Source organism: Paenibacillus durus (assembly GCF_000756615.1).
Classification (GTDB): domain Bacteria; phylum Bacillota; class Bacilli; order Paenibacillales; family Paenibacillaceae; genus Paenibacillus_AQ; species Paenibacillus_AQ durus.
Window position 1 is genome coordinate 2221929 of record NZ_CP009288.1, and the last position, 25035, is coordinate 2246963.

The following is a 25035-nucleotide window of genomic DNA, read 5'->3' on the forward strand; positions in this document are numbered from 1 at the left end:
ACGGCTTCGTCACCCCCTTTTCCGCACAACTCAACTCTTGTATTATACTAGATCTTAATTATGCGGATCGATAAGGGGTTGTAAAAGCTTGTTAAATACGGAGATTGTCGATTTCATATGTTCTCATTATTTATCCAAAGGCTCGGAGCTTGAGCCCGCGACTCTCAGCGAATCTGGCAGGGGCTTTGAAATTGATATTTTCAGGGCAGGCTCAAGAACACGCAGGCGCATAGGAAAAATCACCGGCGGGCATGCGGATAACGTTCTCTCTCATGAAAATCGTGTCCCTGAAGTGCTGGAACGGCTGTTTCACAGTCCAAGAGTCCGTAAGAGCGAGCGTGATCTGCTGCGTGATACCCGGGATGCGTCGCTGTGTAATGGCGGATTGGCCGAGGGTTGGATTATGCGGATAGACCGGTACGAGTCCGATGGGAAAACCGTAGCCCGAACGGAGTATGTCATGGGTTATGCGCTTTATATTCATCTTGAGCGGAAAAGAAGACGAGCGCAGGAACGGGAGAAGCAGACCATTGCGACCTGGCATGCACGGCTTGGAACAGTACTGGAAGAGCGGAATAAAGTTCCGGATGGCCTGTCCGGGAAGGAAAACCGGCATTTATTGTGGAATTTTATAGAGGATATGGCGGCAAAGCTCGAACACTGTTCCGTTTATAAAGAGGTCTTCGAGGTCATTTGGAACAAAGAGCAGCCATGGCAGGGCAGAAAGCTGGAGTACTATGTCGATTTTATTATCGCACTGGCCGAAATTGCTGCCGCCCGCGCTCATTTTGACTGGAAGGAGATAGGGGCGCGTTACTACCGGGAAATCGGCGGCTCGAAGCGCTTTGATCCCTATAAAGTGGATTTTCTGGAGGCGGCGGAGGAGCAGATCGGCTGTCCTCTCCCGCTGCTTGGGCTGTGCAGCGGAGGAACGGTTACCCCGATTTACTTCGCTGGAGAATTGAGCGGAAGGGGCGGATTCGCTTATCCGCAAGGCTTTTTGCATGCGGTTACGGATGTGACCGTCTGGAAGACGGAATTTCGAACCGGCTGCCATACAATGTGGCTGACCGAGAATCGGGCCGTGCTCACACGGATGAGCGCTGAACCGGACTTTCTGCTGAACTCGGGTAGTTTGATAATCGGGCTGGACGGACAGCTTAGAAGCGGACACCGCAAGCTGATCAAGGATGTATTGACCGGCTCGAAATCGATTGGGCAGGTCATTGTATGGTGCGACGGCGACAAGTCCGGGCTGGACATCGCTAGAAATGTGCAAGCCCTGCTGCAGCCGGCGCATCCGGCGGGGGTGAAATGGATTTTGCCGCCTGCCGTGGACCAGAAGGGCGACGATCCGCGCTCCTGTCTTTTCCGTACATGGGAGGCTTATGAGGCAGCAGCACTTGCCGGACTGGACCGGAACCAGGCAGATGAGCAGGAAGCGGAAATGGGGGATACGGACATTTGGAACATGTGGATGGATCTTTGATTTCTATCTTTGGCGGCGAAGTGCCTGAACATCTTCGCAAGGAATCGCTGCGGGATCTCGTCAAGCTTGCGGGGGTGCTGACCGAACTGCGGGAATACTTCGAAGAACCGCTGAAAGTGCTGGAGATTTTAAAAATGCTGAACCTGATCCAGCAGGAGGCGCTTGGGCTGGACGAGCCGCTGGAGGATGCGGACGCGCTCTTTTACCGGTTCAGGAACCGTTATGGATACGAGCCCGGAATTCCGATGGAGCGTCTCTTGAATGTGCTGCAGAAATATAACTGGATCATCCGCAGCAAGCGGAGACTTACGATGATGGATGTCGGCAAACGGATGATGGATATGCTGATTCGTCTGGCGAATGATTCGCTGGCTTACTATATGCAGGATGACGTAGCCCGCTCGCTGTTTCAGGCAAGAAGGGATGCGGATCTCAGCGAGGCTTACGACGACAAGGGGATTTCGGGAGGAAACCGGCTGGCTAGCATGATCCGTAATGTCATGGATGCCGTGGACAAGCTGAAAGAGCGGCAGCTCGAACTGCTCGCCGACCGGAACGCCCTGCCGCAAATCCGGATTATTGTGGATCTGATGCAGGAGCTGAACGCGCGGATGAATGAGCGGCTGGACAAATTCACCACCTTTGAAGAAGGGGCTTCCTTTGCGCCCTTACTCAAAAAAGGTACAGAAATCATGTTTGAAGGAACGCAGGTGTCTTTGGGCACGCTGAATAAGTTTCTGGGCTTCGCCCATTTGCAGCAAACCGAGGTCCGGTCCGACATTTCCCCGCAAGCTATTCGCCAGTTTATTATCCGTTCCTTCTACAAAACCGCCGATTCCGAACTGCCCAGCGCCCATGAGATATTGAGCTTTCTGGAGCAGGACCGCATTCCCGGAGAGCGTCTGGACGGCATGTGGGTGCCCGTTCAGTTCGCTTCCCCCGTGTCCAATCTTCAACTGGCGGATACCGTAAGCTATCTGGAAAGCTATGTGCCTTCCACCGAGCCGATTCGGGAGCGCCTGGAGCCGGAATATGCGGAGGCTGAAGAATGGACCGAGGAGGAACTCGGCGCTCATTTGGCGCAGATCGAATGGCAGTTGACCAAGGACCGCATTCGGACGGATGAAGCGGAGCGGATTCTGCTGAAGCGGGATTGCGTCGGTCTGGAGCAGCTTGTGCTGGAGGCGGGATCGGAGCGCTGGAGCGACGCCTTGAACGCGCTGCTGGCGGTCTCCGCTCTGGTGGGCGGGCAGCGGGCGGCGATTGAACGGGGAGAAGACCCCGCCACGGATTTGCAGGGAGGCAGCGCACAGACCGAATGGCAGCTTGTGAACGAAGGAGGAGATCAGCATGTCGTTAGAAGAACCGGAGAGCTTGCACAGCAATCTGCCGCTCGGGGCGATGGAACGGCTGACCGCGGTGCTCAGTCCCGATGAGGAATACGCGTTTGTACAGATTATGTTCTCGTCGTCGGCAGCGGTCCGCAGCGGCAGCTTCGGCCTGTCCCGGCGCGAGGTGATGAAGATTCTGAAGCTGGAGCCGGGGGATGAGCAGGGATTTGCTTCTTTTGTGAAAAGGGTGAATCAGTCGGTTGCGCGCTACTATAGGCTTATCTATGATGAGCGCAGAGACCGGGCGGTTGTGCTGATTCATGTGCCCGCCAGACAGGCGCGAGAGCTGATGTCCTCCGAGAGTCTGGCTTTGCTGATGTTTATTTTTTATCACCAGGAAGTGCTGCAGAATGATTATACCCTGTTTACCCAATTGCTGGAGGCGTTCGGGCATGAGTCGCTGGATGTAAGGCGGAAAATCCTGGCGAACCTCGATACGCTCATCAAGCTGGGCGCCGTGTCCCGCTATGAGAATCCATCCAATGAGGAAGCCTATGCGCTGACCGCGATCGGCGCGCGGCTGTTCTCGGATTCCTATTTAAAACGGTTCGCGGAATTCAGCCATTCCCAGCAATTGAATATGGACGATGTTCTGAAGTTTTTTAAACGTTACAATCTGGAGGCAGGTGAGGGATATTGAACCCCTGGGCGCTGGAATTTAGCGGCATCCGCGATTTCTCGGATACGAGGCTGGAATGGGGCGGACCGGAAGACCATGTGCTGATCGGCGGACCGAACGGCTCGGGCAAATCGACGATTTCGTTCTGCCTCGGAGCGGTGCTGGCTTCCGCCAAAGTGGATTTGGAGGGGCTGCGTTCCCGCAATCTGCCGCCGGACCGTGTGTGGCGGGCGACGATTCAGCTTGTTTTTGCCAATATCGGAGCAAGTCCCGTCGACGCAGCCGCGTACATCGGCTTCCGGCTGAATCTGGAGCAGAAACCCGGCGATCCCTTGCGGAAGGAATACTTTATTTGCGAGGGTAATGAGCCGTGGAAATGGAATAAAGAGACCCGCTATACGCCGGGAGACAGCACGAACCATCTTCATGAGTACCGGCATCAGCTCCAGCATAAATATAAAGTGGACCCGGATGCCTTTTACCTGATCTGGTATCAGCAGGATGTGAACCAGTTCGCTGTGATGCGGCCGGAGGAGCGCTTCCGAATTTTCAGCGAGATGACCGGCATAGAGCGGATGCAGCACAACTGGGAAAAGGTGAAGGAGGAACGCAAAGACGCGCAGTCGGCGCTCCAAACGGCGGAAAGCAACCAACATTCGCATAGGCTGAACCTGGGCAACTGGCAGCAGGAGCGGGACCGGCTGATCAGCCGGAACGAACGGCGCAGGCTCGGTCTTGCGAGCGTACTAACCGCTTCGGCCGCCCTTGAGCGGCTGTACGGCAGGGAGCAGGAGCTTCTGAAGGAGCAGACGGATGAGCTTGAAGAGCGCCATGCTGACGAACTGGACCGCCAGGTGAAGCTGGAGGAAGAGCATCAAGCTTACCTTAAGGAGTTGGAAGAAAGAACACGGCGCATGGAAGAACTGACCCGGCAGCTTGAGGAAGTGGAAGGCGAAGCGGCGAAAGAGCGAGCCCTGCGCGAGCAATTGAATGACGAGTACCGTCAGCTTGAAGATATTCTCAGGGAGCTGGACAAACAGATGCGGGCGATTCCCTACTCCAGAGCCGAGGTGGAAGAACGGCTTGCGCAGGACCGGGCAAAGATGCGGGAGACGGAAGCCAAAGGCCGGGAGACGGAGGAGGCATACAAGGAGGCGCAGACGCATCTGGACTGGCTGGCCAATGAAATCGGCAAGCTGGAGTATGCCCTGGAGGAAGACTTCCGGAGGCTCGGCGACGCCAAGAAAATGCTGGCCCAATACGGGGGAAGCGCCGCTCTTGAACGGGAAGCGGAAAGTCTGGAAAGCAAGCGATCTTCCCTGCGTGACAGCGGGCGCGAGCTGGAGCTGAGCATCCGGTCGCTTGAGGACGAGCTGGAGGCGTTGACCAAGGGAACCGGGATGTACAGCTTGAGGCAGGAAGCGTCCATCCGCCGTCTGCGCGGCAAAGGTGTGACTGTCTATGCCCTGCGCGATCTTCTGGAGATGGATGAGCATATTCCGCTGGAACGGGAGGATCAGCTCGAAGCCATCAAATATACGCTGTTCGTAGATGCCAGGGGCTTCGCGGCTCCGACGGATGTCTATCATGTGGAGCTGCCGGCGGTGGTGCCGGAACGGGCGGCGGATGAGCTGGTGTCTCTCGGACTCCGGGTGAAAAAGGATCTCGACGACCAAACCTACGCCGCAGCCCAAAAGGCGTTGTGGTGGATCGGGGAGCTGGTATCCGGTTCCGATTCTTCCAGGCCCCGGTTGAAGAATGGCCAGCTTGTCGATTCCATGGGCCGCAGAGGCCCGCAGGAGGACAAGCGGTGGATTCTTAACCCGCGCGGAATCAAGCTGCGGGTGAAGCGCGCCGGCGAGGAGCTGGAGAAGCTGGAGCTTCAGCTTGAAGCCGCTCGCCGTAATCTTGCGGAATGCGAGGAACGGCTGAATCTTATCCGTTCGGTGCTTCAACTCGTCAAAGAGGCGGAAACGGTCGTGGGCGCTGTCGCCGAGCGGGATTTGCGTGCGCGCGAGCTGGAAAGGAAAACCGCCGAGCAGAAGAAATGGACGGACATCCGAAACCGTTCTGCCGATGAGCGGCAGAGATTGAATCTGGGGGCGGCCGAGCTTGCGGTCCGGCTTGAAGCTCTCGAAGGGTACCGGCAAATCTACGACCGCGCCGATCAGGAAAGCTCGAAGATCGAGCGGTTCGGGCAGCTTGGCAAAGAGCTGGAAGCCACCGGAGAACGGCTGCAAGGACTGGAGAGAGAGCTTCAGGACCTGCTTACGGAAAGCGACCAGCTGGACCGTTCGTTGGATTCGACGAAGCGAAGGATTAGGGAGAAGCACCAGCATATCGAAGAGTCGAAAAAAGCGCTGGAGGCGCTGGACCGGGAGAAACGGGAGCTGCTTGAGCGCCTGGAGGTCATACAGGAGAACCGCGCCGCGGAGCGGCAGTTCTACAGCGATTGGACCGTTCGCCTACCAATGGTATACGCCGGGCTTCTTGAAGCGGCCCCGGATTTTCCCATAGTGCCGGACTGGAATCCGGCGCAGGCAAAGTCGTATAAAGAAGGCGCTCTGGTTCAGCTAAACCTGGCGCTGGGCGAAACCGTCGACGAGAACGCGCTCGAAAATTACGAGAAGGTAAAAGCGGAGTTTGAACGGGGTGAGCAGGAGGTGCAGGACGCCCGCATGCTGCTTCGCCAGCTTGAGGAAAGTCTGGCCGAGCTCGAGGAGAAGCTGGTCAGCACGACCAATTATGAAATCAAACGGGTGGGCAGCCGATTTGTGCGCTATATGGACCAATTCTCGTTCGACGGCGAAGTGAGCTGGGACATGCAGGAGATGAAGCAGGGGAATATCAAATATTACCTGAACATCAAAGCCAGAAAGCAGGGGCACCGCGGCCCGCTGGAGGAAGTCGGCATGAAGGGCCGGGGAGGACGGGTCGGAAAAGGGGTGTCGGGCGGCGAGGAATCGCTCAGCTCGCTTCTGTTCGCTCTCGCGCTGCTGAAGACGATTCAGGCAGAGCCGGGATACATCGTGCTGGACGAGTTCGACAGCGCCCTGGACGAAGGGAGAAAGTCCAAAGTATTCACGCTGTATGAGCAGGAGCTGTCGAGAAAAATGATTATCCTGTCTCCGAAATCCCATGAATCGGATTATTTGCGGCATTTCAACGAAGCGTTTGTTGTGTATCATGATGCGAGAATCCCGAAAAGCGCAGTGATTAGAATTAAGAAAAAAGCTGATAGTAAGGTTTAAAAAGACTTGAATTTAACGCTTGGGATGCGGAAACCCAGGCGTTTTTTGTTGACTTCAGCTGCAAATTGGGCTAGTATAACCCTTGTTACTGAATTAGTAATTTAGTAAATTAGTAAATTATTAAATATGAAGATCATTAAAGGGACAGGTGAACGAAGAAATGAAAATTCCAACAACGCTAAAGCATAAACCGGTTATTGTATCCGAGAATTATGAAAATGTGGATGGCAGATATGCGAATCATTCGGACACGAAGGGATTATCACTTGGATTGGCTCAGTGGAACGACCGGGGGAAGGTCGATATTTCCGCCAAGGTGTGGCGGCATACGGGAGAGAAGTGGTCCAGACAATCGGAGGAGCTGCCGCTTCACCGGGTGCTTGACCTTGCCATTCTGGTGACCAGAAGCATGGTCCATTTCCGGGAGGCTTACCAGTATCAGTATCTGTATGATCCTGAGAATCCGGTGCTTGACCGGGTGGGTCTGCAAGGGGATGCGATGACTGTATCCGTATGCACGGACAACGACAGAATCAACGAAGACATCAAGCTGTTCAGCCAGGCGCTCAGCGATGACAGCGAACTGATTGGCGAGCGTCTAAGCACGCTGTCCCGGATTTTGAAGGAAATGGGCTACTAAAGTGTTCATGATGCACGATTGAAACCAAGGAGGAAATACAATGTCACTGGATAAGCAAAAGAAGAAAGAGCTGGCCTCGGCATACGCGCAGTCGTTTCGGCCGATGGGTGTTTACCAGATACGAAATGTGAAGAACGGTAAAATTCTGGTGCTCGGCAGCATGGATCTAACCGGGGCAAGAAACCGGCTTGAATTTCTGCAGCAGACGAATATTAACAGCATCAATGAACTAAAGCAGGACTGGAAGGAATACGGCGGCGACAGCTTCGTATTTGAAGAACTGGATCAAATTAAGCCGCGTGAGGAAATCTTGAACGACATTTCGGAGTTAAATGAGTATCAGGAAGAAGTGGATGCGCTGCTTGAGCTGTGGATTGAGAAGCTGCAGCCCTTTGGGGACAAGGGATACAATAAACCGAAGCGGAAATAATTCTGCCGAAGCCTCCCGGCCCGGGTGACAGCTTACCCGCAACGCAAAAAGGGCTGCACCAGGTCATCTTCATGACTTGTGAGCAGCCCTTAGCAGTTACGGACAGCGAATGACTCCCTGGTAAGGAGTACGAGAGGAGATTGGAAGTCAGGCCATGTTTCTTACTGCTGCGGAGCGGCGGTTAGTATATGCGTATACTTGATGATTTCATGTCCCGTATTATACGTAAAAGTCAGTGTATCTCCGCTCCGTCCGGCAAACCGGAGAAAATCCCCCAAAAACCACGGATCGCCTTCCTCGATTTCCCGCTGCCGATCCGCATCGAAAAATTCCCGGTACAGCAGCGTGCTTGCTCCGGTCGAGCGGTCGACAAGTGTCAGCAATCCGGTATTGGAAGGACGGATCAGCGCGATATCCGAATAGAAGGCTTCTACGTGATAGAGCGTATCGGCGTTTTGGGTGGCGTCTGCATTCATTAGCTTGGCCAAATCGACTGTCTCGGCCACATTGCCTGTGCCATCCTCCACAAGCCGCAGCGCTCTGCCGTCGCTCAGCAGCAGCTTCCCGTCAGACCGGGCGGCAGGCTCCCCAAAGGAAGCGCGGCCAGCGATTTGTCCTTTTCGTATGACGGCGCCATTTCTTAGCACAAAAGTGAAGTAGGCTGTATTGACATGCGGCTCGCCATAAATATTGCTGATGCGCAGAAGAAGCAGACCGCCCGGTGTGCGCTCAAATGTAAAGTCGACGACATCCAGACCGGTGCCGAGATCGGCGATTTTAAGCTTTGCGCCTTGCCGGGACGATGAATACAATTCTCCGGTATCAAGCGAAACGGAATATACGGTACCCTCGAACGTCTCCGAATAACTGCGGTATAAATGCAATCCGTTAGCTAAAAACGTGCGCTTCTTGGCATCCCAGCGGACGGTGCCCCCTTCGAGCGCTTTTACCATAAACTTCACTGGAATATAGAGCTCCTTGTTGTGAATAAAAGGAACACCTCCGATGCTAACCGGTATGCCGTCAAGCACACCGGTTCGGCTCCCGACCCGAACTGCGAAGCTTTTCTCCCAACCGGTAAATTCGGCGCGCTTATGCGTCTGATCCCAAGTGATCTTAAGCCCTGCCGCCTTGGCTGTGGAAGCGGCCAAATAGGCGATGCCGTCCTTGATGATGGCATTGCCGGAATAACCCATTGTCAGCGTGCCGCCGTTCGTGAACGTAAGCTGAACGTATGCGGGCACCGTCGATGCCTGGGCCGGTGAAGGAAGCAGAGTGCCGCTGGAAAGCAGCAGCGATGAGACTACGGCAGGAATGAATAGCAATCTCTTTTTCATAAAAATTTACTCTTCTGTTTCAAGCGTGCGGCCGTCAAGCGGCTGAACCGGGCGGTTATCATGCGGGAAAATGCTTCGGAACGCGCTGATTTGCGCCTCGGACCATTCCACGGGCTGCTGAAGCACAATCCACTGCACTCCTTCGGTGCATGGCGGTGTCGTTAGCGATCCATGATAGCGGTAAGAGTGAAGATCTCCCGGAAGCAGGGCCTTAAGATCGAATTTACCGTCAATCGCTACTGCTTCTTCACTCTCTTTCTGGGGAAGCCGGGACCACAGCTTGTTCAATTCCGCGTTCTCCGCGCCGCCGTTAATCAGAACGCCGAGCACCGCAGTATCCCCGTCTTCGGTCTTGTGAACGAAGTGAAGTTCCATCTCATCATGCTTGCCGCCCACTTCATGCTCGCTTGGCAAATGAAAGTGGAACTGCTTCAGCGTATAGGTCTTTCCTTCAAGAACAATGTGGTTGTTCTCCCCTGACACATTTACCTGTATCGTATGGCCGTTATTGACGAGAGACACTTCCGAAGGCGAATAATCGACCTCTACCGGGGAGAGGTTGGTATCCTTCTTCACATCAGCAGCCTCAATATCGATGGGCGATTGTTCCTTTCCCACCTTGCAGGTCCCGAAATCTTCTTCAAGTTCGCCCCAATGTTCAGGTGATGTCTCTCCCTCATACGACCAGTGAACCTTGGCGGCTTGGGCTGCTTGCGTAGGCGGATTGCTTTCTGTGTTCTGTAAGACTTGTTCCTTCTCTGCGCAGCCTGCCAGTGCACCCATCAAGAGTCCGCAAAGCAGAAATCGGGAATACGGTTTCATTAATTTCATTTTCTTTTCTCCCCCCAAATTATGTATTAATTCAAAATCCATACCATTTTACGCGGTGGAAAAATCAGGAACAAGGGCATGCGGTCCCATTTCGGGCAATCGTCTATTCCGGCAGCGGATGGAGCCATAGATTGCGGTCTATTTTAAGTCCCATAAGATAGAAAAGCCTTTCATATTTATGCACAAAAAAGCTGCCTCAAGTCCTTATACAGACTTTAGAGGCAGCTTCTTCATGATGGGATAGACAAGCTGATCGCTTGCTTTCTGTTAGTTTCCGGCTGTTCCTGCGCCTGCCGCAACCGTTTCTTCCGTATCGGTATTCAGGGAGTCATAGATGGCTTCCACCAGCAGATCCAGTTCCGGCAGCTGCTCCGGCTTTAAGGCGGAATTGATTTCAAAAGGCTCGCCGACGAACTCGATTTTTTTCATGCTCTCCAAGATTTCGGTCATTTCCCTTACGGCGGCGTTAGCCCAAGTATAGTTGCCTACAAGGGAGACTTTGCGGTTCTGCAGGTTCAGGGACGCCATTTCATGCAGCAGAGCCTGCATGCCGTGATACAGTCCCAGGTTATAGGTAGGCGAACCGAAGACCAGATGGCTGAATTTCCAGGCGTCCGAGATGATATAGGAAGGATGGGTCTTGGACACATCGTACATACGGATGTCTTGAACCCCTTTGGCCGCAAGCTTGGATGCGATCAGATTCATGGCGTTCTCCGTATTGCCGTACATGGATGCATAGACCAGCACCACACCGCGCTTCTCCGGCTGATAGGTGCTCCACTTCTGATATCTGTCCAGAATATACGACAGGTTCTCGCGCCACACCGGACCGTGCAGCGGACAGATCATTTCAATATCCTGCTTGGCTATTTTTTTCAGCACCGTTTGCACCTGCGGTCCGTATTTGCCTACAATATTGGAGTAATAACGGCGGGATTCCTCCAAGAACACTCCATCAAAATCCGTCTGGTCGGAGAAAATATTTCCCGAAAGCGAACCGAAGCAGCCGAAGGCGTCGGCGGAGAACAGGATTTTCTTCGAGACTTCATAGGTGAACATGACTTCAGGCCAATGGACGAATGGAGCCATGATAAAGCGCAGCGTATGCTCTCCGAGCGGCAGCTCTTCGCCTTCTTTGACGATGAGGTAATTATCCGGCTTACTGAAGGTATAGAACTGCTCCATGAACTGGAACGTCTTTTTGTTGCCGACAATTTTCATTTCCGGATAACGGCGCAGCAGCTCCTCGATATTGGCGCAATGGTCGGGCTCCATGTGGCCCACAACCAGATAATCCAGCGTCCGGCCATCCAGCACATGCTCGATGTTCTCCAGAAATTGTACGCTGATCGCGGAATCAACCGTGTCCATAAGCGCCGTCTTTTCATCCATAATCAAGTAGGAATTATAGGCAACTCCCTGAGGCAGCGGGAACATATTTTCGAAGCGTTCCAGTCTTTTGTCGGTGCCGCCCACCCAGTAAATCGAAGGCGCGATTTCTTGAACATTGTACATCGGTATTCCCTCCACATGCTTAAAATTTTTCTAATACTATAACAACAAATACTGACAAAATAATTGATATATATCATGTTGACGGGAAAATCAGGATTTATTTTAGAATATCAGTGTTAGATAAGATTACATGAGACAGAAGGATAGAGTGAATTAGCGCGTAAAAAAGAGAGAAAGGAGCAAAAAATCAGGCGTTGGCTGCGGAAAAAGCGGGGTAGAGACAGGAAACTGCGCAAATTTAAACTAAATATTACAATATGGAAAACTTCCGGCTCGGGACAGCTAAAAATGGATGGAAACGCAAAAAAACCCTGATCAGGGCTGTATTCGAAGTAAAGTGCAGCTCTGACAGGGTTCTTATCATTTTAAAAAGACCGCAGGACGAACTAAAAGCGTTTTCTCTTGGCGGATGACAGGATACGCATTTCCTCCCGGTACTTGGCCACGGTCCGACGGGACAACTCAAGCCCTTCCTGCGTCAGCAGCTCCGTAATCGCCTGATCAGATAGAGGCTTCCGTTTGTCTTCGCCGTCGATCATTGCCTTAATACGCAGTTTCACGCTTTCCGAGGATGCGGCGTCGCCGTCCGCTGACGCGAGGGATGAGGTGAAAAAGTATTTCAGCTCGAACAATCCCCGGGGGGTCTGCATGTATTTATTGCCGACGGCCCGGCTGATTGTGGATTCATGGAGGCCCGTTTGCTCCGCAATCTCTTTCTGAGTCAGCGGCTTCAGTCCTTGAATGCCATGCTCGAAGAAATCCCGCTGCATTTCCACCACGGCCCGCGACACGCGCAGCAGCGTCGTGCGGCGCTGCTCCAGGCTTTTGATCAGCCAGGAAGCCGCAGCCATCCGGTCGTGAATATATTGACAGGCTTCGTCCCGGTTCGGCTGTTCTCTGAGCAGCCGGTTATAGTATGCATTAATGGAGACGCGCGGCGCGCCGGTCTCATTGACGAATACCGTGTACTCGCCGCCGATTTTGTCCACTGTAACATCAGCAATAACGGTCTGCCGCTCTTGGCTGGCAAACAATGCGCCCGGACGCGGATTAAGCCTGCGTATGGAATCGGCTATCCGCTGCACCTCCTGAACGCCGGTTCCGAGCGCGTCCGCGATCTTTTGCAGCCGGTTAGCCGCCAGGTCTCCCAGATGACGCTCCACCACTAGGACGATAGGGCCATCCCCGGTTCCGTCTCTCCGAAGCTGGAGAAGGAGACACTCCTCCAGACTGCGGGCTGCAATCCCCGCCGGATCGAAGCGCTGGATCAGCGCCAGCATCCGCTGCGCCTCATCCTCGGAAGCTCCCGATAAGCGGGCATCCGAATCAATGTCCAGCTCTAAATAGCCTTTTTCGTCCAAATTGCCGATCAGATACAACGCCGTTCTGTATTCACTTTCGGTCAGCCCGCGAATCAGCCCCAACTGCTTTTTCAAATGCACATAGAGCGTATCGGCCGGATTGGCCATGGCGGCCAGCAGGTCAAAAGTCTGAGTGCTTAAGGAATGCGCATATCCTTCTCCGCCGCGGCTATCATCGTAATCTTTCGAATCTTTCTGAGCAGCGGACGGCTCCGCGCCGATGCCGACGGCCAGATCGGTTTCTTGCAGATCGATTACCGGATTGTCGTTGGCCTGCTCGCGCAGATAGGATAGCAGCTCGGCGGACGAGTACTGCAGCATTTGTATCGCCTGCCGCAGTTCGGGCGTTATAGCCAGCTTTAGTGTCTGCTCTTGTTTGAGTCCGAATTGTATCATGTAAATGCTTTCAACTCCTTCCGGAATGAACCGGCGGCAGTTTGGGAGGAAGGTCGGCCATCTCCCGCCGCAGAAGGAACTCCGGATATATTCAGCGATATGGAGGATAATTCGTCAGACGAATGATAATATCCTGCCACTATCCATAACTTTATATCTCTATTTTTGTGAATTTAGAACCGTGAGCACAGTACATTTATCACAGTTTCTCCAGAAATTTTTGTGACCTGCAGAAAAGATTTGTAATAGAGATTACCCAGCTGCTCCTATATACTTGAGACGAAGGCAAGAGCTTCATCTAGGAACGGCTTAGTCCGGAGGTGCAAATGGTGAGAAGAATCGACAAGATTTTGGAGTATATTGCCGAAAAAACAAAGGGATTTCCGGAAGAGGCTTTGCTTCAATGCGAAGGAATTACGGCTGCGGAAATTGCGGCTAACCAGAACATGCTCAGAAACAATGTAAGCAAGGAATTGAATGAACTTCTACGGGCCGACCGGATTATTAAAATCAAGGGAAGACCGGTCAAGTTTCTTCATAAACAGACCATCGAGGAGATGTTTCGCGTTCACCTGAAAGAGAAGCAAATCGAAGTGAACAGCCTTGGGGAAATTCTGCAGACCGGGGAGCGGGAAGACCCTTTTTATTCCCTGATCGGCTTCAAAGGCAGCATGCGTAATCAGGTGGAGCAGGGCAAAGCGGCCATTCTGTACCCGCCAAGGGGACTGCATACACTCATTGTAGGCCAGACGGGCGTGGGGAAAACGATGTTTGCCAAATTGATGTACAACTACGGCAAGCACATGAAGCGGTTTACCGGGCAGGCGCCTTTTATCGTGTTCAACTGCGCCGACTATTATAATAATCCGCAGCTGCTGCTGTCCCATATTTTTGGTCATGTGAAAGGTGCGTTTACCGGAGCGGACCAGGAGAAGCAGGGGCTTGTTGAAAAAGCCGACGGCGGAATTCTGTTCCTGGATGAGATTCACCGTCTGCCGCCCGAAGGCCAGGAAATGATTTTCTATTTCATGGATACGCATACGTACAATAAATTGGGCGAATCCGAACGCAAGCGGAGCGCGAATGTACTGCTTGTCGCGGCAACGACGGAAGATCCGGGATCGTCCATGCTGAAGACCTTTATCAGACGCATCCCGATTACCATCAACATTCCTCCTTTTCAGGAACGGATGCCTTCGGAACAGCTTCAAATACTGAAGCATCTGCTGGAGAGCGAGGCCCTTCGCGTCAACAAGCCGATCCGGGTCGAGCCGGAAGTCGCCAAAGCGCTGATCGGCAGTGTCACCTACGGCAATATCGGGCAGCTTAAATCGAATATCCAGCTCGTTTGCGCCAAGGGATTTCTGGACAGCATCCGTGAGAATTGGGAAGACATCGGACTTGACTTCAAAGTGCTGCCGGGCAACATCAGGGAAGGGCTGTTCAACATTGGCAAGAGCCGCAGGGAAAGCGAAGAACTCGGGTCCATTTCTTCCCAGCTGTACATCACTCCCGAAGGAAGCCATGCCACGGAAGAAGATGTGCTGGAGCCGCCGTTCAACCTCTACAAGCTGATTGAAGACAAAATAAGCCTGCTGAAGGATGAAGGCCTCGACGACAGCTACATTAATAAATTTATCACTACGGACGTCAACATCCATATTAAAAGCTTCTATAACCGTTTTTATAATCAAAAAGGCAGCAGGGAACGGATTCTCAAAATTGTAGACAAGGAGATTCTCGAATTTGCCGATCAGGTCAAATCGCTGGTTGAGCAGGAGCTGAACCGAAGGTACAGCGACCGGTTCGTCTATGCCTTCAGTCTTCATCTAAGCGCTTTTCTTAAGCGGATACGGGAGAAGAAATATGGCGGCAAACCCGTCTATGATCCCATTGACCAGAATGATGAAGAATACAAAATGGCGCTGACCATCAAGGATATGATTGAATCCGGCTTCGGAATAGACGTACCGGAGGCCGAAATTACGTATGTGGCGATCCTGCTCAAATCGGTGGAGGAAGAGCGAAAGGGCAATGTGGGAATTATCGTTGCCGCGCACGGCAACAGTACGGCAAGCAGTATCGTCGGCGTTGTCGACAGCCTGCTGGGGAGCTCCAGCATTTGCGCGGTGGACATGCCGCTCGATGTCAGCCCAAGAGAGATTCTGGAGATTATTGTCGACAAGGCAAAGAGCATTGACAACGGCAGAGGTGTGCTGATGCTCGTGGATATGGGCTCTCTGCTCAATTTCGAAGCGGCGATTATGGAGCGGCTCGGGATCAAGGTGAAGACCATCGATATGGTGTCCACGCCACTGGCGCTGGAGGCCGTCCGGAAGGCCAGTCTGCTTGATATGGAGCTTGAGGACATTTACCGATCGCTGAAAGATTTCCGGGGCTACAACAACCTGGAGGCATCGGTAGGCGCGATATTGGACAATAAGGTCATCATAACGGTCTGCTCGTCCGGCAAAGGCGCCGCGATCAAGGTTAAGGAATTTGTCGAGAAGATCGTTTACGACCTTACGCAGAAAAAAATAGCGGTAATCCCGGCTAAGGTCAGGGAATTGGATAAAGTGGTCAAAGAGCAGCAGGCCAAGCATAGTGTTCTGGCCGTGATTGGAGTAAAGCGGCCGGGCGACCGCAATGTTCCGTTCATTCCTCTGGAGCAGCTGATCGACGCGAGCGGTGAGGAACTGCTGAGAGAACTGCTGCTGAACCATGAGCTGCCCGTCGTACAGGAGAACCAAAGTGTGGTTATCAAGGATCTGTGCGAAGAAAGCCTGAAGGAATTCCTGACCTATCTGAATCCCCACAAAATATTGGGTTCCCTGATGAGCTTCGTTAAGGAGCTTGAAAGCGGGCTCAATACGGATTTTGAATATGCGATGAAGGTCCAGATTGCGATCCATACGGCTCACGCGCTGGAGCGGATGGTTATTCACGACGGGCTGGTATACCGGGGGGAGACGGAGATGATCGATCCTCAAATTTTGAATGCGGTGAATCAGGCCTGCGCGATTTTTTCTTCCGGTATTAACCTGTCTCTAACGGGCGATGAAAAATATTATATTTGCGAAATGCTGAGCGATGTATATAAAACAGCCCTTATTTAAAGAGATAGTGTATGAAGCGTTTACATTTGTGTATGAAAACCGTAATTCCAAACTGAATCCTTATTTATTTACAGACGAGAATCCCCGGCACAGCCGGGGATTTTTATGTTTTCCCCCGGAATCTTCTCTTCATACAGAAGTTTGGCACGGGTCTTGCATATCTAATATAGGCGAAGGGAATTTAGGGGGTGAGACAAATGATTGGAGTTATTGTAGGTACGCACGGAAAATTTTCCGAGGAACTGCTGAGGTCGACATCTATGGTCTTCGGCGAGCTGGAGAATGTAGCCGGTGTAACGTTTGAGCCTGGTGAAAGTGTTAACGGGCTTGTCGAAAAATTCAAAGCGGCACTGGATACGATTGATTGGAGCGACGGCGTTATTTTTCTTGTTGATTTGTTCGGCGGCAGTCCCTATAACGCAGCCAGCCGGATTGCGGCAGGCTATGAGAATATGGACATTGTATCCGGAGTTAACCTGCCTATGATCGTTGACGTTATGGTTAACAGATCGACAGAACAATTAGCAGATTTGGCCGATCTGGCGATTCGGGCAGGGCAAGATTCAATGAAGTCTTTCCGCAGCATAAGAGACAGCCAAACAGAGGAGGAATTGTAAATGGAAATTTCATTTGTTCGTATTGATGACCGTTTGATTCACGGCCAAGTGGCGACCGTCTGGGTGAAAGAAACAAAGTGTAATAAGATTATCGCGGTGAGCGATGAAGTGGCAGCGGATACATTACGGAAGACGCTGCTCCTTCAAGTGGCCCCTCCAGGAATAAAAGCCTACGTCGTAACCATAGACAAAGCGATCGAGGCTTATAATAATCCGAAATATGCGGATTTCAAGACCTTATTTCTGTTTACGAATCCGACAGATGTGCTTCGTGTAGTGGAAGGCGGGGTGCCGTTCAAATCGGTGAACATCGGCGGAATGTGCTACAAGGAAGGCAAGACGCAGATCACGGGTGCGGTCTCCGTTGATAAACAGGATGTCGATGCATTCCGCAAGCTCCATGAAAAGGGAATCCAATTGGAGATCAGAAAAGTCGCCAGTGATCCAAAGGTGAATCTGATATCCAAGATTCAGGATCTATAGCCAAAGGAAATAAGAGAGGGGTTATAACATGAGTACTTTTGAAATCGTAATGGTAGCGCTGGTTGCGGCCATATGCGGCATGGGCAGCGTACTCGACGAAGGGCAGACCCACCGGCCGCTGATTGCGTGTACGCTGATCGGCCTTGTACTCGGTGATGTTAAGACAGGTATCATACTTGGCGGGACTTTGGAGCTGATGGCTCTGGGCTGGATGAACGTCGGCGCTTCAATGGCTCCCGACGCCGCGCTCGCAAGTGTGGTATCGACGATCCTTGTTATCGTAGGGCATCAATCGATAGGCGCCGGGATTGCCGTTGCCATACCGATTGCCGCCGCCGGTCAGGTACTTACGATTTTTGTCCGGACGATTACCGTATTCTTTCAGCATTTGGCGGATAAATATGCGGAGTCCTCGAATTTCAAGGGAATTGAGCTGTGTCACTTTATAGCGCTGCTGCTTCAAGGTTTGCGTGTCGCACTGCCAGCTGTTCTGGTAGCGGTTGCAGCCGAAACGGGGCTGGTTACGAGCCTGCTGAATTCAATACCGGAAGTCGTGACGAGAGGCCTGCAAATTGCGGGCGGATTCATCGTAGTCGTCGGTTATGCGATGGTAATCAACATGATGTCCGCGAAATACCTGATGCCTTTCTTCTTCCTTGGCTTCGTCGTTGCGGCCTTTACGGGCATCAATCTGGTCGGCTTCGGTATTGTCGGTGCGGTTCTGGCTATTCTGTACATCCAATTGAATCCGAAATATAGCGCGCAGAGCGCGGCAGTGGAAGAAATTGATGAGCTGTAGCAAGCTTCCAAAGAAAGAGGGGATTATACAATGGAAGAGAAGAAATTAACAAAAAAAGATTTAAACAGTATGTTTTTTCGCTCATGGTTTCTGCTTGGATCGTTCAACTTTGAACGGATGCAGTCCATCGGCTTCTGCGTCACGCTGATTCCGGCAATCAAACGGTTTTACAGCAAGAAAGAGGATCAAAAAGAAGCTCTGAAGAGACATCTGGAGTTCTTCAATACACAGCCGTTTATCTCGGCCCCGATTATGGGGGTAACGGCAGCGATGGAAGAGCAGAAGGCCAACGGCCAGCCCATTGACGACGCTACGATCAGCGGGGTGAAAGTCGGCTTGATGGGTCCCCTTGCCGGTGTGGGCGACCCGATTTACTGGGGAACCTTGCGGCCGGTTCTGGCGGCGCTCGGCGCATCCATTGCCTTGACCGGCAGCATCGTCGGACCGCTTCTGTTCTTCATTCTCTTTAACGTGTGCCGGCTGGCGACCAAGTGGTACGGCTTGAAGTACGGTTATGAAAAAGGAACGGAGATTGTGTCCGACATGTCGGGCAACCGGCTGCGCAAGCTTACCGAATCGGCTTCCATATTGGGACTATTTGTTATGGGGGCGCTGGTTTCCAAATGGACCAGTATCAACGTGCCGCTGGTCGTTTCCAAATATACGGGTTCGGACGGCAAAGAAGTCATCACTACGGTTCAAATGATTCTCGACCAACTGATGCCTGGACTGCTTCCTCTTCTTCTGACCTTCCTGTGCATGAGACTGCTGAAAAAGAAAGTGAACGCCATTGCGCTTATCTTCGCTTTATTTGCAGTAGGCATTCTCGGATACTGGCTTGGCGTATTGGCATAATGCGAGTATACTAGCCGCCGGGTTCCATGTGGAACCGTCCATAAGCAGGCCGTTCAAGGATATAACCTTGGGCGGCCTGCTTCATTTTTTAGAGGGGCAGAACTCTGCCATAGCATAATTTAGCCGCATTTAGGATGTGTTTTTTCATGAAATGCCTTAAACTGAAGTTATAAATACAGTACTTGTCAGAGAAATTACCGGAATGAAAGCTGCCTTAGAAGCCGCAGGGAGGAAGTATGGATAAGCTGCTGGAAATCATACAGGAAGAACTGCTGGAGCATCTGGTCTTGGAGAGCGTGGAACCGGAGGACCCGATCGAGGTTCGAAATGTCCCCGAGCCATGGATGCTGCTGGGATCGGGAAATTATGCGGCGGTGCTCTGTCATCCCGAATACGATAAATATGCGGTGAAGATATATGCGCCCGGAAGACCCGGCCTTGCGGAAGAAGTGGAGGTTTACCGGCGTCTTGGAGTTCATCCCGCCTATGCGGAGCTTTACCATGCCGGTCCTGATTTTCTGGTGCTCAAGCGGCTCAGGGGGATTACCTTCTACGACTGCATGAAGCGGGGCATTCCAATTACCGATCAGGCCATCCATGATATTGATGAGGCCTTGAAATATGCGACTTCACGGGGGCTTCATCCCCACGATGTTCACGCCAAAAATGTAATGACCGAGGATGGACGCGGCCTGATTGTGGACATCTCGGATTTTCTTAAGCAGGAAGACTGCACGATGTGGGATGACTTTAAGACAGCTTATACCCGCCTGTACAGGCCGATCGCTTCCCATTGGCTGTTTCCGGTGCCCCGCCCTGTCCTGGAAATGGTGAGGAAAGGTTACCGGCTGTGGAGGCGCAGACGGAGCTGATGAACCGTAGGGCAGACTGATTCTTCGGATAATTGGAGCAGCCGGGTAATGACGGGCCGAATAATTAGACGCACTTTTTTGTATTAAATTGGCAATACGGAACGGACGTTTTGGATAAATAGGACCCGGCCCGGCATTTCCATGTATAAAAAGGGTAAATGTGAAGTATACCGTTTAGGTAGAATATAACGAGCTGCCTCAAAAAAGGAGATGCGGAAATGATTGTTACTTTGACCGTTAACCCAAGCGTGGACGCCAGCACAGCAATAAAGCAGGTGGTTCCCGACCATAAACTCCGCTGCCGTGAAGCGACCTATCAACCCGGAGGAGGAGGGGTTAACGTCTCCAGAGCCATCCACAGATTGGGCGGTAAGGCCCTGGCTCTGTACACATCGGGAGGATTGCACGGGCAGCTGATTCATCAAATGCTGGAGCAAGAGGGCGTCGAGCATCAGTCCATTCCGATTTCAGGACAAACGAGAGAGAATCTCATTGTTCTGGAGGAGTCGACCGGGCAGCAGTTTCGATTCGATATGCCGGGTCCGGCATTTGGCGAGGAAGACCGGCAGCGGTGTCTGGATCAATTAAATCAACTCAAGACCAAGCCGGATTATCTGGTCTTAAGCGGCAGTCTGCCCCCCGGATGCCCGGCAGATTACTATGCGCAGATCATCAATTCTGTCAAGGATTGGAACTGCCGGGTAATCGTGGATACGTCGGGTGAAGCTCTTCAGCGGGCAGCCGATGCGGGCGTGTATCTGCTAAAGCCCAATGCCCGCGAGCTGGAAGAGTTGACCGGAATGACTCTTTCGGGCGACGGCGATGTGAAGGCTGCGGCGGAGAAGCTCATTGCGGAAGGCCGGACTGAAGCGGTTATCGTTTCGCTGGGAGCGAAGGGCGCCTTTATGATTTCCAAGGAAGGAGCCGAGCATATTACCGCTCCCCAAGTACCTGTTGTCAGCGTTGTAGGCGCGGGTGACAGCCTGGTAGCCGGAGTCATCTATCGGTTGGAGCAGGGAGGGACGCTGGCGGAATCCGTCCGCTTCGGCATTGCCGCCGGAGCGGCCGCGGTCATGAATCCTGAGCGGGAACTGTGTAAGCGGGAGGATACCGAAAGGCTGTTTAAGAGCATGATGCAGGATTAGGTGACTTTGCCGGGAGATTGGAGCCGCTGGCTATGGATGGGCTTCACTATAATCTGCAGGTAGGAGTAAGCATGAGCAGGAAAAGCTCCCCTTTATTTTAAGTAAAAAGAGCGTCGCAGTAGTATAAACGGGAAAAACTCCGGCTTATACTCTGCGATTTCTTTGTTTTCGGCAAAAAACCAGATTTATAGGGAGGAATTCCCTTTCAGGCTTGGCATTGGTTCTTTTCGACAAAATTAAGATGGAGGAATTCCGTTTCATTTGAAGCCCGGGCCCGCTGGCCGCGCACCCTAAACCGGAGCTGTCCCTGAGTATGCAAATTTACGGGACAGCTTTTTTGTGTTTTTCATTCAGTTAACAGTTTTACTAAAGTTTTACCTTAGCCAGAATTTCCCGGCGTTTTCGTTTTACATTCAAGTCTTACACTTGCAGAGGATTGTACAAGAGCAGATTTCAACAAAAAGGAGGCATTCGCCATGAGCGAGCTTGATAATCGTTGGAGCCTTCCTGCCGGAGCAAGCAGAGCTTCAGCGGGAAGAGGCCTGCGTACAGTTTCGTTAAAGAGGCTGAAAGTACGGGAAAATATGCTTGCGTATGCTTTTCTCGCACCTTCTCTGCTGCTGTTTGGGGTGTTTATGTTCTATCCGCTGCTGCGGTCGGTGTATCTCAGTCTGTACAGCACGGACCCGGCGGGAAGAGTGGCCTCCTTTGTCGGAGCCGAGAATTTCACGGCATTGTTTTCCTCCGGCCTGTTCCTGGATGGCATTCGCGTTACCGTGCTGTTCGCGCTTCTTACGGTACCGGCAGGGATGCTGCTCGCTCTTGTGCTTGCGGCGCTTACTCATAATCTTCTGAGGGGCAAACGGCTGTTCCAATTCGCGTTTTCGCTTCCGATGGTGCTTTCCGTCGGTTCCGCGGCCGTCATCTGGAAGTTTCTGTTTCATCCGTCGCTGGGCATGCTGAACTACGGACTGGAGCTGGCCGGTTTTGCACCGGTTCCCTGGCTGACCAGCCCGAAGTGGGCGCTCTTCTCCATCTCGCTCATGACCGTCTGGATGAATCTTGGCTTTAATTACATTGTGATTTCCAGCGGCATGCAGGGCATTCCGGATGACATGTACGAGAGCGCCAAGATCGGCGGTGCGGGCCCGGTGGCGATGTTCCGCCAAATTACGATTCCTCTCCTATCTCCGACGCTGTTCTTCGTTCTGGTCGTATCGATCATCAGCGCCTTTCAATCGTTCGGACAGATTAATATTTTGACTCAGGGCGGTCCGATGGACAGCACGAATGTCTTCGTCTATTCCATTTACCGGGAGGCCTTCGTGAATTTCCGGTTCGGAACCGGCAGCGCGCAGGCGTTGTTGCTGTTCGTGGTCATCATGCTCCTTACCCTGATTCAGTTCAAATGGATCGAAAGGAAGGTGCATTATCAATGAAAAAGCATATTGCCGGACAAGCCGCCGTCTATCTCATCCTTATCTTGGCAGCCGTATTCGCGCTGTATCCGGTCGTGTACAGCTTCTTTCTGTCTGTGATGACGCCGGAGGAAGCGAGCGCCTTTCCGCCGTCCATTGTTCCGCATTCGTTCAATCCGGCAAATTTCATCGACGTATTCGGAATTGTGCCGATCGCGGCCTTCATCGGAAATACGTTTCTTGTCTCAGGCATTGTTATGATCGGCCAACTCATTACGGCAAGCCTTGCGGCTTATGCATTTGCCAAAATGGACTTTAAGGGCAAGGGCTTCATTTTCAGCCTGTTTGTCGCTTCGATGATGGTTCCCTGGGAAGTGACGATGATCCCGAATTATTTGACGGTCCGCAGCCTGAACTGGCTTGATACGTATCAGGGCCTGACGGTTCCTTTTCTGGCGACGGCGTTCGGCACCTTCCTGCTGCGCCAGTTCTTCCTCCAGCTCCCGAAGGAGCTGTTCGAGGCGGCGAGGATGGATGGCTGCGGGCATATCCGCTATTTTCTGCTGCATGTGCTGCCGCTGTCCCGGCCTGCGATCGGCACCCTGGCTGTCTATTCCTTTTTAAATACGTATAACTCCTATTTATGGCCGCTGCTGATTACGAACAGTGAAATGATGCGGACGGTGCAGATCGGCATTTCCATGCTGGAATTTCAAGAATCGACGTCGTGGAATCTGGTGTTTGCCGGAATTTCGCTCGTAATTTTGCCTTCACTGCTGCTGCTTGTATTCGGGCTGAAGCAGCTGGTGCGGGGCATGGCGGCGGGAGCGCTGAAGGGCTAGAAGACACGGGCCAATGGAAGAAATCAGCTGCTTGATGCAGATGATCTATAGATTCACAAAGAGGGATTACCGAAAAGGAGAGGTTAAGACAATGAAAAGGTTTGGCTTTAGAAGATTTCGTTTCAGACGCGGCATGATTCTTGTGCTCGCCATGTTTATGGTGATTTTGGCAGGCTGCGGAGGGAATTCAGGCGCTAACGCAAACACTGAAGCTACCAATACATCGTCTAACAACGCATCAAGCAGCGATAAAGGCACGGCTAGCACCGCAGCGGCACCGGTGAAAATCACTTGGTGGCACTCCATGTCCGGCACCGGCGAGAAGGCAATCAACAAGATTGTAACCGACTTTAACGCCAGCCATCCTGACATTCAGGTTGAAGCGGTCTATCAGGGAAAATACGACGAGAGCTTGAACAAGCTGAAGGCTTCGCTCGGTTCTAATAGCGGTCCGGATCTGATGCAGGTGTATGAGATCGGCAGCAAATTTATGATTGACTCCAAGATGATTACTCCTGTACAGAAGTTTATCGACGAGGATAAATTTGACTTGTCTTCCCTTGAACCGAACATCATCCGTTACTATACGATTGGCGGTCAACTGAACGCGATGCCGTTCAATACGTCCAATCCAATCCTCTACTATAACAAAGACGCATTTAAAGCGGCTGGACTCGATCCCGAGAATCCGCCCAAGACCTTTGAAGAATATGAGGCGGCTGCCAAAGCGCTCAGCAAGAACGGCAAGCCGGGGGCAGCGATCGCGATTTACGGATGGTTCATGGAGCAGCTGTTCGCCAATCAGAATGCCGAGTATGTGAACGGAGGCAATGGCCGTGATCAGGCTGCAACGGAATCGCTGCTTGCTTCGGACGCTGGTGTGAAGACACTGGAGTGGTGGAAGAAGATGGTGGACGAAAAGGCCGTTGCCAACCTTGGACGTGATACGGACGATACGGACAGCGCATTTGCCGCCGGACAAGTGGCGATGACCCTGAATTCGACGGCCGCTCTGCGGAAGATGGTGGATGCGGTAGGAGGCAAGTTCGAAGTGGGAACCGGCTTTCTGCCGAGACCGGAAGACGTTAAAGAAGGCGGCGTGGTTGTAGGCGGAGCCAGTCTGTACATTATGAACAACAAGCCGGAGGAGGAGCAGAAAGCGGCTTGGGAACTTATCAAGTACGTAGCTTCCCCGGAAGTTCAGGCGGAATGGAGCGTAAGCACCGGCTACTTCCCGATCACGAAGGCAGCATACGATCAGCAGGTCTTGAAAGACAACATGGCCAAATACCCGCAGTTCCAGACTGCCGTTGATCAGCTTCATGCTTCAAGCGCCTCGAATGCTACATCAGGTGCGGTTATGGGTATTTTCCCGGAAGCGCGCCAGATCGTGGAAGGCGCAATCGAGGAGGCGCTGAACGGGAAGAAGGAGCCGAAGAAGGCGCTTGAGGATGCTGCAGCGCAGATCACCGACAAACTGAAGCAGTATAACGCGACGGTAAAATAATATTTGGCTATAAGATTTGGCCGCCAGGCTGCCTGATTAGGCGCTGGGCGGCCATTTGTTATTTTTTTGTGAAGAGGAGAGGATTAATATTTCTATGTAAGCGCATCCGCGCGGCGGT

General features: G+C 52.4%; 20 protein-coding genes. 16 read left to right on the forward strand and 4 right to left on the reverse strand.

The window, feature by feature from the left end:
- Positions 1–88 precede the first annotated feature (88 nt).
- The 6 genes from PDUR_RS09965 (at position 89) to PDUR_RS09990 (ending at position 7820) form a co-directional block, all read left to right on the forward strand.
- Positions 89–1489: a hypothetical protein gene (locus tag PDUR_RS09965; RefSeq protein ID WP_052410153.1), complete on the forward strand. Its 1401-nt coding sequence runs from the start codon at positions 89–91 to the stop codon at positions 1487–1489.
- A complete protein-coding gene (locus tag PDUR_RS09970) occupies positions 1474–2925 on the forward strand; it encodes a hypothetical protein (protein WP_233277557.1) in 1452 nt (483 codons plus the stop codon). Before PDUR_RS09965 ends, PDUR_RS09970 begins: the two co-directional genes overlap by 16 nt.
- Positions 2840–3520 (forward strand): hypothetical protein, encoded by a 681-nt coding sequence (locus PDUR_RS09975; protein ID WP_042206146.1) that lies wholly within the window; start codon positions 2840–2842, stop codon positions 3518–3520. The genes PDUR_RS09970 and PDUR_RS09975 overlap by 86 nt, the downstream gene beginning before the upstream one ends.
- Positions 3517–6750: an SMC family protein gene (locus PDUR_RS09980; protein WP_042206147.1), complete on the forward strand. Its 3234-nt coding sequence runs from the start codon at positions 3517–3519 to the stop codon at positions 6748–6750. The genes PDUR_RS09975 and PDUR_RS09980 overlap by 4 nt, the downstream gene beginning before the upstream one ends.
- Positions 6751–6910: 160 nt before the next feature.
- On the forward strand, positions 6911–7390 hold the full coding sequence (locus tag PDUR_RS09985; RefSeq protein ID WP_042206148.1) for a DUF6530 family protein: 480 nt from the start codon (positions 6911–6913) through the stop codon (positions 7388–7390).
- Positions 7391–7430: 40 nt separating this feature from the next.
- Positions 7431–7820: a GIY-YIG nuclease family protein gene (locus PDUR_RS09990; RefSeq protein ID WP_042206149.1), complete on the forward strand. Its 390-nt coding sequence runs from the start codon at positions 7431–7433 to the stop codon at positions 7818–7820.
- 161 nt (positions 7821–7981) lie between these two features.
- Here the strand turns inward: PDUR_RS09990 and PDUR_RS09995 are convergent, their stop codons facing one another.
- From PDUR_RS09995 to rpoN, 4 genes are all read right to left on the reverse strand, one after another.
- On the reverse strand, positions 7982–9157 hold the full coding sequence (locus tag PDUR_RS09995; protein ID WP_081949461.1) for a stalk domain-containing protein: 1176 nt from the start codon (positions 9155–9157) through the stop codon (positions 7982–7984).
- Positions 9158–9163: 6 nt separating this feature from the next.
- On the reverse strand, positions 9164–9988 hold the full coding sequence (locus tag PDUR_RS10000; RefSeq protein ID WP_052410154.1) for a carbonic anhydrase: 825 nt from the start codon (positions 9986–9988) through the stop codon (positions 9164–9166).
- Between the two features lie 267 nt (positions 9989–10255).
- Positions 10256–11506, reverse strand: a complete 1251-nt coding sequence (locus PDUR_RS10005) for an FprA family A-type flavoprotein (protein WP_042206150.1) — start codon at positions 11504–11506, stop codon at positions 10256–10258.
- A 386-nt stretch (positions 11507–11892) separates the two neighbouring features.
- A complete protein-coding gene (gene rpoN / locus PDUR_RS10010) occupies positions 11893–13263 on the reverse strand; it encodes an RNA polymerase factor sigma-54 (protein WP_042206151.1) in 1371 nt (456 codons plus the stop codon).
- A gap of 326 nt (positions 13264–13589) precedes the next feature.
- Between rpoN and PDUR_RS10015 the strand changes: the two genes are divergently transcribed.
- The 10 genes from PDUR_RS10015 (at position 13590) to PDUR_RS10060 (ending at position 24917) form a co-directional block, all read left to right on the forward strand.
- Positions 13590–16379, forward strand: coding sequence for a sigma-54-dependent transcriptional regulator (locus tag PDUR_RS10015; RefSeq protein ID WP_233277516.1), 2790 nt, complete (start codon positions 13590–13592; stop codon positions 16377–16379).
- A gap of 197 nt (positions 16380–16576) precedes the next feature.
- Positions 16577–16996 (forward strand): PTS sugar transporter subunit IIA, encoded by a 420-nt coding sequence (locus PDUR_RS10020; protein WP_042206152.1) that lies wholly within the window; start codon positions 16577–16579, stop codon positions 16994–16996.
- The gene (locus tag PDUR_RS10025) at positions 16997–17479 is read left to right on the forward strand and encodes a mannose/fructose/sorbose PTS transporter subunit IIB (protein ID WP_042206153.1); all 483 of its coding nucleotides are present in this window, start codon (positions 16997–16999) and stop codon (positions 17477–17479) included.
- 28 nt (positions 17480–17507) lie between these two features.
- Positions 17508–18278 carry a PTS mannose/fructose/sorbose transporter subunit IIC gene (locus PDUR_RS10030; RefSeq protein WP_025695722.1) on the forward strand — a complete coding sequence of 257 codons (771 nt, stop codon included), beginning with the start codon at positions 17508–17510 and terminating at the stop codon, positions 18276–18278.
- A 30-nt stretch (positions 18279–18308) separates the two neighbouring features.
- On the forward strand, positions 18309–19133 hold the full coding sequence (gene manZ / locus PDUR_RS10035) for a PTS mannose transporter subunit IID (protein WP_042206154.1): 825 nt from the start codon (positions 18309–18311) through the stop codon (positions 19131–19133).
- A 236-nt stretch (positions 19134–19369) separates the two neighbouring features.
- Complete coding sequence (locus PDUR_RS10040) at positions 19370–20005, forward strand: serine/threonine-protein kinase (protein ID WP_042206155.1); 636 nt, start codon at positions 19370–19372, stop codon at positions 20003–20005.
- Positions 20006–20223: 218 nt separating this feature from the next.
- Positions 20224–21150 carry a 1-phosphofructokinase family hexose kinase gene (locus tag PDUR_RS10045; protein WP_042206156.1) on the forward strand — a complete coding sequence of 309 codons (927 nt, stop codon included), beginning with the start codon at positions 20224–20226 and terminating at the stop codon, positions 21148–21150.
- Between the two features lie 584 nt (positions 21151–21734).
- Positions 21735–22589 carry a carbohydrate ABC transporter permease gene (locus PDUR_RS10050; protein WP_233277558.1) on the forward strand — a complete coding sequence of 285 codons (855 nt, stop codon included), beginning with the start codon at positions 21735–21737 and terminating at the stop codon, positions 22587–22589.
- Positions 22586–23410 carry a carbohydrate ABC transporter permease gene (locus PDUR_RS10055; protein WP_042206158.1) on the forward strand — a complete coding sequence of 275 codons (825 nt, stop codon included), beginning with the start codon at positions 22586–22588 and terminating at the stop codon, positions 23408–23410. Before PDUR_RS10050 ends, PDUR_RS10055 begins: the two co-directional genes overlap by 4 nt.
- Before the next feature lie 91 nt (positions 23411–23501).
- Positions 23502–24917 (forward strand): ABC transporter substrate-binding protein, encoded by a 1416-nt coding sequence (locus tag PDUR_RS10060; RefSeq protein ID WP_042209233.1) that lies wholly within the window; start codon positions 23502–23504, stop codon positions 24915–24917.
- Positions 24918–25035 lie beyond the last annotated feature (118 nt).